Source organism: Streptomyces malaysiensis subsp. samsunensis (genome assembly GCF_024519315.1).
Lineage (GTDB): Bacteria > Actinomycetota > Actinomycetes > Streptomycetales > Streptomycetaceae > Streptomyces > Streptomyces malaysiensis.
This window is the reverse complement of record NZ_JANIIC010000030.1, coordinates 62,339-74,783: the sequence shown is the minus strand read 5'-3', so window position 1 is coordinate 74,783 and position 12,445 is coordinate 62,339. Positions and strand designations below refer to the sequence as shown.

Below are 12,445 nucleotides of genomic sequence, written 5' to 3'. Positions count from 1 at the left end.
CTGGCGGCATGGGCGCGGTGTACCTGGCCCGGCACGAGGCCACCGGCATCGAGGTGACGCTGCCGAAGGTGACGGCGAGCGAGACGGCGCGCGCCCGGTTCCTGCGCGAGGTGGCGCTCACCCGGGCAATGAAGCATCCGCACGTCGTCGCGCCGCACGACACGGGCTTCGCAAACGGCACCTTCTATCTGACCCCGCCGCGGACGTCTGGGCATTTACCGCCTGCGTCTACCACACGCTGACGGGAAGGACCCCGCGCGAGTTCCCGCGCGCCAAGGATCCCTGGCAGATCGTCCTACAGGAGCCGGCGATCCCGATCCGCCGCCGCGTACCCGGCCATCCCACGACGCCTCGCGGAGATCATCGACACGGCGCTGCGGGAGCACCCCGAGATCGGCTGCGCGAGCGCGGCGGAGCTGCGCGGGCGCGGGGCGCTGGAGCGGGCGCGGCGGTAAGCCCTGGCTACGCCGGATCCACGGCGAACTCGCAGTACCGCGACTCAAGGTCGCCGCCTCCACGGTCTGGGAAATCCTCCGCGAGCACGGCATCCCACCCGCACCCGAACGGCAATCCGCGACCGCGATTCGAAGTTCACCGCCGCCTTCGACGCCCTGATTGCCGATGCCGGTCGCAATGTTGTCACCACCGGCATTCGGATACCGCGGATGAACTCCCTCATGGAGCGGTGGATACAGACCTGCCGTACCGAACTCCTGGATGGGCTGTGGGAGACCGCCAGGCCGTTGCCGCCGTCGGCACGGGTACGGCCGCAGGGTGGCGGGGTAGCCGGCATCGATGACGAGGCGGATTTCGCGGCGATCATTCATGTGCTGGTCAGTGGCTGTGCCGGGCGGGCTCTGTCGGATGCAAACGGACTGCCTCTACTCGTCGGAGTCCCCGCGGCCAACACCCATGACAGCCTCGGGCTCAAGCCGATGGTGGCGCATTTCCACGTAGGACACGAATCCCACAGCGACCATTCCAAGCCCCAGCGGCTGTACGCCGACAAGGCATACGATCTTCCTGACCAGCGACAATGGCCGCATAGCCAACACATCGGCGTCCATATCGCCCGCTTTGGAATCGACTCAAGCGAGCGACTGGGCCGCCGAAGCGACTGTCACCTCGCTACGAGCGCCATCCCCGCAACCACCTGACCCTCCTCGGCCTCACCACCGCCCTCTGCTGCGACAAACGCCTCCTCAAACTGACCATGTAGGACACGGTGTTAGAGCCAGTAAGTGACGCGAGACCGTCTCAACCGCGAGTGAAGAGATCTCGGTACGGCCTCATACGGGCCACGTGCGTCCCATCGGCGGTGAAATCGAGCACCGTGCGCCACATCAGTCCCACTCGGTGATCCGCCCACAGCGCCTCCGTGGGATCGATGCGGAAGAAGGTCTGCTGACCCTCGTCGGGGCCCTTGACGTGCTCGAACATTCCTGAGGACGCCGCCCAGGGGAACTGGTCCCGGCTGAGCCTGGCGGCCAGAGCGATCTCGTCCGGCTCTACAACGAGGGCGGCACGGCCCTTGACCTGGCAGCGAACGAGTCTCGAAGCGCTCGTCGTACCCGCCCGACGGCAGGTAGCTGACGGCGTAGCTCACCCGCTCGTCCCTCACCATCTCCAAACGCTTACGGGTGCGCGCGAATGTGTGCGTATAGACCCGCAGCCCGTCCGCAGCGATGTGCATCGTCGATGCGGACGGCCACCCGTGCTCATCGAGCACGGCCAGGGCCGCGATCTCCTCGGTACGCAGCAGGTCCACGAGAGAGTCCTCGACCTGCTCAAGCCTCGGTTCCTTGCGGGCCACGACGCCTCCACACGACGGGAACGGCCACTCCTCTGGCCACCTGACCGATAAAACAGGACACTAGTCCTCGCATGCAAGACATCTCAGGGAGTTCTCATGGTCAAAAGCGATGCCCCTCAGCTCACTCCACGTTCATGTGCCCACCGTGCCGTGCTTCGCCACGAGTCGCGCGACGGCCTCCTGATCACGCCTGTCGAGGGCATCGATGAGCGCGGCATGCAGCTCGCACCGGCCTCGGATGTGCTCGGCGAGGGGAACGGCACCCTCGGAGCCGACCCCCAGGGCGTGCCGCTCGACCAGGTCGAGCAGAGTCACGTACAGCGACCGCAGCAGCATGCTCGGAGTGATGTCCGCGACCCTGGCGTGCAAGCGCCAGTTGGCCCGCACGAACGCGTCGGCATCGGCCGACTCCGCGGCGCTCTCCATGGCCGTGAGGAGGCCACGCAAGTCCTTGACGTCGGCCGGCGACGCATGCCACAGCGCGTCCTGCCACAGCAGGGGCTCCAGGGCGTCCCGAATCCGCAGTGCCTCGGCAACGTCCGCCTGGGCCGCGTCGAGCGCCAGGACCGAGTGGGCGAACCGCGCCATCGGCGTCTGCTCCGCCGCGAACAGGCCGCCGCCTGGACCTCGCTGCACGGTGACCACTCCCCTCGCCTGGAGCAGCCGGAGCGCCTCGTTGAAGGTGCCCACCGACACCCCGCACCGGGCCCGCAACTCGTCCTTGGTCCCCAGCCGCGTGCCCGGCACCGCGCGGGCGGCGAGTGCCGCGACGACGTCGACCGCCCCCTCCGCACGCGACCTGCCGTCGGCCTGGCCCCAGTCGGAGCGGCGCAGCGCCGGAGGGTCCGCGCCTCGCTCGGCGAATCCGCCATGCCATCCGTCCTCACGCCGCACCGCCACAGCTCCTCCACGACCCGACTCGCCAAATCATCATGATGAATATTCTCGCATCTCTTGACGCCGATCAAAACCCAGGTACAACATCGCCATAATCATCATGATGAATGGAGATCCCATGGTCCCCGTCTTTGGTGAGCAGGTATTCCGAGAGCTCATGGCCGGCGTCTGCGCCCCGGTCACGATCGTCACCGCCACGGCGGAGGGACTTCCGCACGGCACGACGGTCAGCTCGTTCGCGTCGCTGTCACTGCGTCCTCCCATGGTCACCGTGGCACTCGACCGCGGGTCCGGAGTCCTGTCTCGCATCACCGCCACTGGACGCTTCGGCGTCAACGTCCTCAGCCAGGCCCAGGACGACCTTGCCTTGCGCTTCGCACGCCGTGGCGCCGACCGGTTCGCGGAAGTGGACTGGCATTTCGACCACGGTCTGCCGTGCCTGGAGACCGCCCCGGGATGGCTGGTGTGCGAGCTGACGCGCGCAGTGGACGGCGGTGACCACCTGTTGCTGCTCGGCACCGTCACCCACGCACGTACGACGCCGGCCCCTCCCCTGGTCTACGGCTACCGCACCTTCGGAACGCATTCCGCCTACGCGAGCCGCCCTCAGCACACCGTCCGGGAGCAAGTCGCCGCCTGTGCGCGCTGACTCCTGCCCACTCCCCACGCCCCCGACCTCCAGCTCTCCGACCGCAGGCAGACCGACAGAAAGAGCGCCCCACCATGACAACCCATGACGACCTGGTCGCACGTGCCGTGGCCCTCCAGCCGCTGCTGCGTGAACACGCGACGGCCACCGAGACCGACCGCCGGGTACCGGACGAGGTGATCGACGCCCTCGCTGAAGCCGGACTGCTCAAGCTCTCGGTCCCGAAGCGGTACGGCGGTCACCAGACGTCCCTGCGTACCATGCTCGACGTCTCGGCCGCGCTGGCCGAGGGCGACGGGTCGACCTCCTGGGTCGTCACCCTCGTCAACGTCTGCAACTGGCTCACCAGCCTCTTCCCCTCCAAAGCCCAGGACGACGTCTTCGGCGCCAACCCGGACGCACGGGTCACCGGCGTCCTCACGCCCACGTCCACGTCCGTCAAGGTGGACGGCGGCTGGCGGGTGTCGGGCCGCTGGTACTACAACTCCGGTTCCTCGCACTCCCACTGGGCAGCCCTCGGCGTGCCCCTCACCGACGAGGAGGGAGAGGTCGTCGACCAGGCGTTGCTCCTGGCGCCCCGTGAGGACCTCTCCCTCGAGGACACGTGGTTCGTGGCCGGCATGAAGGGGACCGCGAGCAACTGCCTTGTCGCCGAGGACATCTTCGTCCCCGAGCACCGCGTCATGTCGGTCCCCGCCGCCGTCGAAGGCGACTACCCGACCGAGCACAAGGACGAGGTCCTGTCCCGCTCGGCGCTCGTGCCCGTCCTGGCCCTCGTCCTGGCCGGCCCGCAACTGGGGCTGGGCCGTGCGGCGTTGAAGTACGTCACGGAGAAGGCTGCCCGCAAGCCCATCTCGTACACCTTCTACGAGACGCAGGCGGAGTCCGTCGCTGTGCAGATGCAGATCGCCGAGGCGGCCCTGCGCATCGACACCGCCATCCTCCACGCACAGCGCGCCGCGGCGAAGATCGACCAGGCCGCGCAGGACGGCACCTACCTCAGCTTCACCGAACGCGCCCGGGTGCGCGCCGACACCGGCTGGGTCATCCAGAACGTACTCGAAGCCATCAACACGCTTGTCAGCGTGCACGGCGCCGCCTCCTTCGCCGAGGTCAACCCACTTCAGCGGATCTGGCGGGACGCCAACACCGCCGGCCGGCACGCGGTAGCCGCGCCGACCGTAGCGATGGAGGTGTACGGCAAGGCCCTGCTCGGCGTCGAGGAGAAGATCACCCCTCTCGTCTGACCCGGTCTTCTCACTCCCACCCTCCCCAAGGAGCAGCACGTGCGCATCGCCAACCTTTCCGGCCGTCTCGTCCTCGTCACGGACGATGACACCGCCGTCGACGTCGAGCAGGCCAGCGGCGGCCGCTTCGGCCCCGATCCCCAGGGCGTCTACGAGCGCTGGAACGCCTTCCGTGAGTGGGCGGGGGCGGCCGACCTGCCCGCGGGGCGGCCCTTCGCCGCCGCAGACCTCGGCTCGCCCGCGCCCGCCCCGCGTCAGCTGCTGGCCATTGGGCTCAACTACCGCGCGCACGCCGACGAGTCCGGCTTCGAGGCGCCGGACACCCTGCCACCGGTCTTCACCAAGTACGTCTCCAGCATCACCGGCCCGGTGACCGAGGTGCGGCTACCGAAGGGCGGGCACACCGACTGGGAGGTCGAGCTCGTCGCCGTCATCGGCGAACGTGCCGACCACGTTGACGCGGAAGACGCATGGCTGTACATCGCCGGGCTCACCGTCGGCCAGGACATCTCCGAGCGGATCACCCAACTGACCGGCCCCGCCCCGCAGTTCGGGCTCGGCAAGTCCTACCCCGGTTTCACCCCGATGGGACCGTACCTGGTCACCCCGGACGCCCTGGACGACAGCGACGACCTCGAACTGGGCTGCTCGATCAACGGCGAGGAGGACCAGATGGGCCGCACCCGTGACCTCATCTTCTCCGTACCCGCCCTCGTCTCCCGTCTGTCGGCCGTCCTGCCACTGCTGCCCGGAGACGTCATCTTCACCGGCACCCCGGCGGGCGTGGGGATCGGGCGCACCCCGCAACGCTGGCTCACCCACGGCGACGTACTCGTCAGCCGTGTACGCGGGATCGGCGAGCTGCGCCAGACCTTCCGCGACTGAGCACCACACCCCACCCCCGTATTCATCCGCGTCCAGGAGATCCGCATGGCACTGCACCGACTTTCCTCCGTCGTCATGGGTGTCCCCGACACCGATGCGACGGCGGCCTACTACACCGACTTCGGCCTGACCCCCGAAGCGGACGGCTGGCTCAGCACCCGTGACGGAGGCCGCCAACTGCGTGTCGTCCACGCCCCCACCCGCCGGCTCGTCGAGCTCACCGTCGGTGTCGACACTCCCGACGACCTCGCGGCGGCGGGGGCGCGGCTGGACCGGCTCGGGATACCCGCCCAGATGAAGGGCGGCGCCCTCACGGCGTACGAGAAGATCACCGGCGTCCGTGCCGTGCTGCGGGTGGAGCCGCGCGTCACACAGCCGCTGACGCCGCCCACCCCTTACAACGGTCCCGGCCGCCTGGAACGCGTCGGGACACGCGCTCCGGGAACCCAGCGTGTCGATCCCGTACGGCCCCGCAAGCTGGGCCACGCCGTCCTGGGCACCACCGACTTCGCATCGACCACCGGGTTCTTCCGCGACGGCCTCGGTTTCCAGGTGTCCGACCTGATGGGCGATGTCGGTGCCTTTCTGCGCTGCTCCACCGACCACCACAACGTCCTCGTCCTGTCCGCGCCCGTGGCATTCCTGCACCACACCTCCTGGCAGGTCGATGACATCGACGACATAGGGCGCGGCGCCATGGCCATGCTGGAGGACCACCCGGAGCGGCACGTGTGGGGCCTCGGCCGCCACCACGCCGGCTCCAACTTCTTTTGGTACCTGAAGGATCCGGCCGGAAACTTCTCCGAGTACTACTCCGACCTGGACTGCGTCGTCGACGACGAGCTGTGGAAGCCGGAGGTCTTCGAGGGTGCCAAGGGACTGTTCAACTGGGGGCCGCCTCCGCCACCCTCGTTCATCCGGCCCGACGACCTGGCCGCCCTCATGACCGGCTCGCACGACAACTAGCGATTCGAGGGAGTTCACAGAGGAACAGCGCCCAAGGGAGGAAGACCCCGCCCGAGACCGGTTTCGACCCCCACCCCCAGTCCGACCGTCAGCGACGACAAGGTCCTCGCCACGTTCGCCGGCCTGCGTGATCAGTGTCCGGTGGTGCAGCTCCGTGCACGACGGGTTCTACACCACGACCAGCTACCAGGCCATCCGCGCGGTGTCCAGCGACGCGGAGCGCTTCAGTGCGGCGGAAGGGGCACTGCTGCCCTCCCAGGACGACCTGCCGAAGATCGTGCCGCTGGAATTCGAGGGTCGGAAACACGACGCATGGCGCGATCACGCTGGCGCCGATGACGCCGTCGGCGGTGCGCCGATCGCAGCCGATGATCGACGACATCGTGCGCGACCGGATCGAGGATTGCGCAGGACGGGCGGACCGACCTCGTGCCGGCCCTCGCCGAGACGTGCCCACCTTGGTCATCTCGCGCATGGTGGGGCTGTCGGCCGAGGCGGCACCCCGCATGCGAGAACTGGGATCGGAGGTGGTCGCCGCCGGGGGCACCGACCGGACGCCCCCGGCGGCGGAGGATCTTCGCGTTCACCGCGGCCGAACTCGAATCCCGGCGCCGCAATCCCCGGGACGACTATCTCTCGCAGCTCGCGGCGGGCGCCTTGGGCGACCGGCCACTGACGGATGGCGGGTCGGCGGCGTCCTGATGTCCTTCTTCATCGGCGGCCATCACTCCACCACGGCGGCCATCGCCGCTCTTCTGCACCACATCCTGACCGAGAACGCTGCGCGCGGGGCACGCGCCGGCGACCCCGCGGTCCTCCCGCGGGCGATCGAGGAGAGCCTGCGGAAGTCAGCCTGCCACCCTCGTCAACACCTTCGTCGTCCCCGACGGGCAGCTCGACAAGGCCATCGACGTCTGGCGCCAGGACTCCCTGATCATGAAGGCGCAGCCCGGCTTCGTCTTCGCGCAACTGCACCGTGGCATCGGCGACGCCCACGTCCTCACGAACATGGCCGTCTGGGAGTCCCTGACCGCGCTCAAGGATGCCTTCATGAACGAGGAGTTCCAGAACACGTTGCCGCTCTAGCCGGACGGCTCACTAGCGTTTCCGGTCGTGATGCGCAAAGAGGCAGTGCCCAGGGTGTGCGTGGCCTGACGCACGTCAGGGTCACCCACACCAAAAGACTCTAATTCTAGATGTATTCTTGGGGGATGAGCGAGCTCGTCCCCCAAGAGCCATCCGTGCAACTGGCGCGTGTGATCTGGACCCTGCACCGGGTCCTCCATCAGCGCCAGTCACCTCCGAGCGGCGAGCACCGGCGCCCCCTCGCCCAGGTCGAAGTGTTGCGGCTGGTGGACAGCCAGCCGGGCCTCAGCGTCCGAGAGGTGGCCACAGTGCTGGGCATGCAGCCCAACAACGTCAGCACCCTGGTCACCCAACTCGCCCGCGACGGCTATCTCGAACGCCGCACGAGCGCCCACGACAAGCGCTACGTCGAACTCCACCCGACGGACAAGATGCGCACCGCGGCCGGGGAGGTCGATGCGAGCCTCGGCACAGCGATCACCGAGGCTCTGCGACAGCTGTCACCTGAGGCGTCGCAGCGCATCGCTTCCGCGCTGCCCGACCTGTGGGAGCTCGCCCAGGCACTCACGCCGGCCGCGGGACAACCGCTCAGCCGGCGACAACCGTGACCGGCAGCGACTCCAGACCGCGCAGGACATGGTTGAAATGCCGGACCGGCTCGCCGACGTCATTCGTTCCGTAGAGGGTCGCGGTCGAGATCCCGACGCAGTCGTTGCCGCCGAGCATCGGTCCGCCCGCGGTGCCGAGCATGACGATGCGGGTCCGGTGCCGCTTGGCGCTCGCCGCCGCCCCGGCGGCGGAAGTGGCGGCCACGGCCGATGCGCTGCCCGCCGCGTCGAGACCACAGGCGGTGGCGGTCGCGCCCACGATCTTCAGCAAGTCCGGCGGCTGGTCTCAGGTATCGCGGTGACAGCTCTCGAAAGGACATCACACACAGGGCGGCTTCCTGCTTGCAGCGGCGGCCGAACACGATCGGAATGCGCCCAAGCCGCATCGACATGTCGCCGATCACTCTACAACGAGAGCCGTGTAGACCCGATAGTCAATTCAATTGTTCCACTAATCAGGACACCCTTCCGTGCAGGTCGTCGCGCCGGTCAGTCCTCCGTGATCACCAGCTGGTCACTGATAAGGCCGGCCGCACCGCGCACGGCATCAATCACCTCTCCGAGTCGGCGGTCCGGAACCCTGTGCTCCAGGGCCGCGACGCTCAGCGCGGCCACCACCGTGCCGTCGGCTCCCCTTACGGGCGCGGCGATGCCGAGAATGTCGGCGTCGAGTTCACCCCGACTGACGACGTAGCCATCGACGCGAACCTCCGCGAGGCGCTCGATCAGCACATCGATGTCCGTCATCGTTCGGGCGGTGAACCTCTGCAACCGCTGGCCTTCGAGCAGCCCACGACACTCCTGCTCGGACAGCCACGCGAGCAGCGCCAACGCGGAGGCGCCGGCGTTCGCCGGAAGGACGGTGCCGCGCTCGTAGGAGATCCGCACCGGATGCTCCGCCTCGCACCGTTCCACGCACACGGCGGCTCCACCCGCACGCCGCGTCAGCAGCACCGTCTCCCCCACCTGGGCGCACAGTCGCCGCATGACGGGCAGGGCGATCTCCGACAGGCCATACCCCCGCCGAGCGAGACGCGCCAGCTCCAGGACCCGCAGCCCCAGCCGGAAACCCCCGCCCGGGTCCTCTTCCAGGAACCCGCTCTGCACCAGGCTCTGCACGTACCGGTAGGCGGTCGACCGGGCAGCCCCCAGGGCCGTGGCCACTTCCTGCCCCGAAACCGACAACTTGTTCTCGGAGAACATCCCCAGAATGTCCAGCGCCCGATCCGCAGTCGAATTGCGCTCACGGTACTGGCTCGCTGTCGTCACAGTCTCTGACTTCCGTCCTGTCATGCAGGACATCATAGGAGCTCAGAGCCACATGTGGGTACTGATCCCACCCGGCCTTCGACCTGCGGGCCGGTCGGCCGACGACCCGCTGGACGGAGAGACCTTCGACTGAGCTATTCGACGGGCTGATAGGCGGCGCCGTCGTCGTTGAGCAGCCGCTCGGCCTCGGCGTGGATCTGCTCGGGCGGGAGGCCGAAGTCGATGGTCTTGCGGAAGGGCTGCCGCACGTCCCGCTCGAGGCGCAGGTAGACCTCGTTGCGGTTGCCCTCGGGGTCGAAGAAGTAGATCCCGAGGGCGTTGCCGTGCGTCACCTCCTGCTGGACCCTGACCCCCTCCTCCTCGAACCGCTGATGGAAGGCCCGCAAATCCTCCAGCGACCCCACACGCCAGGAGATCTGGTGTTGCTGCTTGTCACCGATGGGAGAGGTGCGCCCGCCCTGGAGCACGAACTCGTGGTGCTCCTCGTCCGGCCGCGCACTGAAGAACACGATGTCCAGGTCCTCGTCCTCGTCGGTGACGGTCAACCCCATCACGCGCTCATAGAAGTCGCGCATCTTCGGCAGGTCGTACACCCACAGACCGGTGTGGCCGAGTCCGGTGATGGCCATGGCACCACCCTTCACTAGTCTCGCATAACAGGACTACAATCCTGCATATCGTAACACCACACGATTCGGCTTGACGTCGGCCAACACACGGAAGAGGTGCACCTCATATGCGACTGGCGACTCTGCGCACGGATGACGGAACACGGGCGGCCCGCCGCGACGGCGACTCCTACATCCTGCTCACACACACCGACGTGGGCGCCCTGCTCAGCTCGGGTGACGACTGGCACAACGCGGCCCGAGCCGCCGAAGGCGATCGCGTCGACGCGGCGAAGGCGGTCCACGCACCCCTGGTGCCCCACCCGAACAAGATCATCTGCCTCGGCCTGAACTACGCCACACACATCAATGAGATGGGGCGGGACACACCCCGATACCCGACCCTGTTCGCGAAGTACGACGGGTCCCTCATCGGGGCCTACGACCCGATCACGCTTCCCGCGGTGAGCGACAGCACGGACTGGGAAGCCGAGCTGGGCTTTGTCATCGGCCGACCCGCCCGTCACGTCCCGAAGGAGAAGGCACTGGACTTCGTCGCCGGATACACCGTCGTCAACGACGTGACCGTACGCGAATACCAGCGCCGCACCCGGGAGTTCCTGGCCGGCAAGACCTTCGAGGCCACCACGCCCGTGGGGCCCGAACTGGTCACCGCGGACGAGTTCGGTGACCAGGAGCCGGATCTGGAGATCCGCTGCGAGGTGGATGGCGAGGTGATGCAGCGCTCGCGCACATCCGACCTGCTGTTCGGCATCGCCGACATCGTGGCCTACGTCAGCGACATCATCACGCTGCTGGCGGGCGACATCATCTGTACGGGGACGCCCGGCGGCGTCGGCGACGGGCGTGACCCCAAGGTGTACCTCAAGGAGGGCCAGACCCTGCGAACCGTCGTGGAAGGGCTCGGCGAGACCCGTAACGTATGCGTGCGGGAGACCACAACGGCCTGATCGCTGGCAGTGTGGCGTCCGCGCCACAGCGGAGATGTCTCCCCGGGCCATGACGGCGGCGATGTACGGGTCGGGCTTGACCAAGGCGAATCGGCTGCGAGCGGCTGTCAGCGCCTCGTCGAGACGGCCGTCGGCGTCCGCGATCGCCTCGCATTGTCCTCTCGCGGGCGGCAAGCGGTCGCCGAGAAGCCTGTCGATCCGCTTGATGGCCACCATCCCATCCGGCCAGTGAGCACCATCGAAAGAGTACTTGCGACTCGCTCGACGACGCCGGGGGGCGAGTCCCGGGGGCGGGGGCGTGACCGAAAGCGGGCTGGTCCGCATAGGCGATGCGACGTTCGCCGGTACCGGCCGAAGGAAGGCGGCACCGCCCGCTTCGAGCACGCCCGGCCGGTGACAGACATCGGCATCCGCTCGCACCGGATGCCGACGACGCACCGTGCGGCCCATCACTCCGGGGCAGCGCGCAAGCTGGTCCAGGTGGCGGTCGCCAGCGCCGACACCTTGGACAAATGCTGTACGAAAGACGGGTGTTGCTGTGCGGCCGCGAAGTGCTCTTCGGTCTCCCACACGACGTGCTCGTAGATCATGGGGTGGGTGACGTCAAGGTAGAAGGTGGCGGAGCGAAAGCCCTCAGGAGGCGAATCGATGAGGCGGTTTCGCTCACGTTGAGTCGGCGAGGAGCCGCGCTGCTCGGCGGTGGTCAGCAAAGTGACCCACCCCTGGAAGCCACCTCGACTCCTGCCCCCGGGTAGCGGCGGCGCCCCGTCTGTGGTCACCGTGCAATAGCGCTCGCAGTGGGAGACCCTCGCCTCCGCGAGCCCGAAGCGAGCCGCGCTCCTTTCTTGCCGTGCGTGACAAGCGCGCGGGTCGACGATGACAAGGTAGCCGTTCTCGCCTGCCTAGCGTGTGACGTGGCAGATCGTCTCTGCTGCGCCCTGGCCGATCGGCGTGCCTTGCACGATGGTGAATACCTCTGTCCCGGCCGCGGCCATGTGCTCAGGAGACGTCTGCGTCGCTGTTATGCACGGACCAGACCTGTACCAGGGTCGGGTCGTACGCCTGCGCTATGCCTGCGGCGTGCTCCACGTGCTTGCGGACCTCCGGGTGCTGAAGAGCCGCGGAGTAGCTGGCTTTGTCCGCCCACTGGGCGTAGTTGACGACGCGCGTGCCGTCGAGGCTGACGTGCAGGTTCGCAGAGATGAAGCCAGGAACCTTCGTGAAGATCGATCGCGTGGCCTCGTCGAGTGCCTCCACCAGCTCGGTCTGGCGTTCGATGTCGACGGTGAACACATTGACCAGAGTGATCTGATCTGTGCCCGTGGTCACGGACAGGCTGGTTGTCGGGCTGGTCATGGCGGCTCTCCTGACGATCGGACCTGGCGTGCGATGCGCGCGCTCATTAGCACCCTAACTTCAATTAGGGCACTAAGTAAACTGGTACGC

14 protein-coding genes and 2 pseudogenes are annotated in these 12,445 nt (G+C 67.9%); 10 read left to right on the top strand and 6 right to left on the bottom strand.

Features of this window, described 5'->3' with window-relative positions; translation table 11 throughout:
* The first annotated feature begins 8 nt into the window (after window positions 1–8).
* From NQU54_RS24765 to NQU54_RS24755, 3 genes and pseudogenes are all read left to right on the top strand, one after another.
* Window positions 9–242 (top strand): protein kinase family protein, encoded by a 234-nt coding sequence (locus NQU54_RS24765; RefSeq protein ID WP_257633042.1) that lies wholly within the window; start codon window positions 9–11, stop codon window positions 240–242.
* Window positions 243–354: 112 nt separating this feature from the next.
* Window positions 355–719 (top strand): annotated as a pseudogene (locus NQU54_RS24760) (hypothetical protein); the annotation flags it as partial.
* A 24-nt stretch (window positions 720–743) separates the two neighbouring features.
* A pseudogene (locus NQU54_RS24755) lies at window positions 744–1,219 on the top strand (transposase family protein).
* Window positions 1,220–1,945: 726 nt separating this feature from the next.
* Here the strand turns inward: NQU54_RS24755 and NQU54_RS24750 are convergent.
* Window positions 1,946–2,707 carry a FadR/GntR family transcriptional regulator gene (locus NQU54_RS24750; protein WP_257633041.1) on the bottom strand — a complete coding sequence of 254 codons (762 nt, stop codon included), beginning with the start codon at window positions 2,705–2,707 and terminating at the stop codon, window positions 1,946–1,948.
* 121 nt (window positions 2,708–2,828) lie between these two features.
* On the opposite strand from NQU54_RS24750, the gene NQU54_RS24745 reads away from it, so the two are divergent.
* The 6 genes from NQU54_RS24745 to NQU54_RS24720 all read left to right on the top strand — a co-directional run bounded on the left by NQU54_RS24745 (window position 2,829) and on the right by NQU54_RS24720 (window position 8,151).
* The gene (locus tag NQU54_RS24745; protein ID WP_257633040.1) at window positions 2,829–3,359 is read left to right on the top strand and encodes a flavin reductase family protein; all 531 of its coding nucleotides are present in this window, start codon (window positions 2,829–2,831) and stop codon (window positions 3,357–3,359) included.
* Between the two features lie 74 nt (window positions 3,360–3,433).
* Window positions 3,434–4,606: an acyl-CoA dehydrogenase family protein gene (locus tag NQU54_RS24740; RefSeq protein ID WP_257633039.1), complete on the top strand. Its 1,173-nt coding sequence runs from the start codon at window positions 3,434–3,436 to the stop codon at window positions 4,604–4,606.
* A 39-nt stretch (window positions 4,607–4,645) separates the two neighbouring features.
* A complete protein-coding gene (locus NQU54_RS24735) occupies window positions 4,646–5,491 on the top strand; it encodes a fumarylacetoacetate hydrolase family protein (protein WP_257633038.1) in 846 nt (281 codons plus the stop codon).
* Window positions 5,492–5,536: 45 nt separating this feature from the next.
* A complete protein-coding gene (locus NQU54_RS24730; protein ID WP_257633037.1) occupies window positions 5,537–6,457 on the top strand; it encodes a VOC family protein in 921 nt (306 codons plus the stop codon).
* Between the two features lie 780 nt (window positions 6,458–7,237).
* Window positions 7,238–7,543 carry an antibiotic biosynthesis monooxygenase family protein gene (locus NQU54_RS24725; protein ID WP_257633079.1) on the top strand — a complete coding sequence of 102 codons (306 nt, stop codon included), beginning with the start codon at window positions 7,238–7,240 and terminating at the stop codon, window positions 7,541–7,543.
* Window positions 7,544–7,668: 125 nt separating this feature from the next.
* Window positions 7,669–8,151, top strand: a complete 483-nt coding sequence (locus NQU54_RS24720; RefSeq protein ID WP_257633036.1) for a MarR family winged helix-turn-helix transcriptional regulator — start codon at window positions 7,669–7,671, stop codon at window positions 8,149–8,151.
* Here the strand turns inward: NQU54_RS24720 and NQU54_RS24715 are convergent.
* From NQU54_RS24715 to NQU54_RS24705, 3 genes are all read right to left on the bottom strand, one after another.
* Window positions 8,132–8,422 carry a hypothetical protein gene (locus NQU54_RS24715; RefSeq protein WP_257633035.1) on the bottom strand — a complete coding sequence of 97 codons (291 nt, stop codon included), beginning with the start codon at window positions 8,420–8,422 and terminating at the stop codon, window positions 8,132–8,134. The genes NQU54_RS24720 and NQU54_RS24715 overlap by 20 nt on opposite strands.
* A gap of 218 nt (window positions 8,423–8,640) precedes the next feature.
* Window positions 8,641–9,420 (bottom strand): IclR family transcriptional regulator, encoded by a 780-nt coding sequence (locus tag NQU54_RS24710; protein WP_257633034.1) that lies wholly within the window; start codon window positions 9,418–9,420, stop codon window positions 8,641–8,643.
* A gap of 134 nt (window positions 9,421–9,554) precedes the next feature.
* The gene (locus NQU54_RS24705) at window positions 9,555–10,049 is read right to left on the bottom strand and encodes a VOC family protein (protein WP_257633033.1); all 495 of its coding nucleotides are present in this window, start codon (window positions 10,047–10,049) and stop codon (window positions 9,555–9,557) included.
* Between the two features lie 107 nt (window positions 10,050–10,156).
* On the opposite strand from NQU54_RS24705, the gene NQU54_RS24700 reads away from it, so the two are divergent.
* A complete protein-coding gene (locus tag NQU54_RS24700; RefSeq protein WP_257633032.1) occupies window positions 10,157–10,999 on the top strand; it encodes a fumarylacetoacetate hydrolase family protein in 843 nt (280 codons plus the stop codon).
* Between the two features lie 449 nt (window positions 11,000–11,448).
* Here the strand turns inward: NQU54_RS24700 and NQU54_RS24695 are convergent, their stop codons facing one another.
* Window positions 11,449–11,709 (bottom strand): hypothetical protein, encoded by a 261-nt coding sequence (locus NQU54_RS24695; protein ID WP_257633031.1) that lies wholly within the window; start codon window positions 11,707–11,709, stop codon window positions 11,449–11,451.
* Between the two features lie 289 nt (window positions 11,710–11,998).
* Window positions 11,999–12,355: an antibiotic biosynthesis monooxygenase family protein gene (locus NQU54_RS24690; RefSeq protein WP_257633030.1), complete on the bottom strand. Its 357-nt coding sequence runs from the start codon at window positions 12,353–12,355 to the stop codon at window positions 11,999–12,001.
* Window positions 12,356–12,445 lie beyond the last annotated feature (90 nt).

Coding starts and splice junctions, on each gene's coding strand:
- NQU54_RS24765 (WP_257633042.1), top strand. CDS start 9: ATGGGCGCGGTGTACCTGGCCCGGCACGAGGCCACCGGCATCGAGGTG.
- NQU54_RS24745 (WP_257633040.1), top strand. CDS start 2,829: ATGGTCCCCGTCTTTGGTGAGCAGGTATTCCGAGAGCTCATGGCCGGC.
- NQU54_RS24740 (WP_257633039.1), top strand. CDS start 3,434: ATGACAACCCATGACGACCTGGTCGCACGTGCCGTGGCCCTCCAGCCG.
- NQU54_RS24730 (WP_257633037.1), top strand. CDS start 5,537: ATGGCACTGCACCGACTTTCCTCCGTCGTCATGGGTGTCCCCGACACC.
- NQU54_RS24720 (WP_257633036.1), top strand. CDS start 7,669: ATGAGCGAGCTCGTCCCCCAAGAGCCATCCGTGCAACTGGCGCGTGTG.
- NQU54_RS24705 (WP_257633033.1), bottom strand. CDS start 10,049: ATGGCCATCACCGGACTCGGCCACACCGGTCTGTGGGTGTACGACCTG.
- NQU54_RS24700 (WP_257633032.1), top strand. CDS start 10,157: ATGCGACTGGCGACTCTGCGCACGGATGACGGAACACGGGCGGCCCGC.
- NQU54_RS24690 (WP_257633030.1), bottom strand. CDS start 12,355: ATGACCAGCCCGACAACCAGCCTGTCCGTGACCACGGGCACAGATCAG.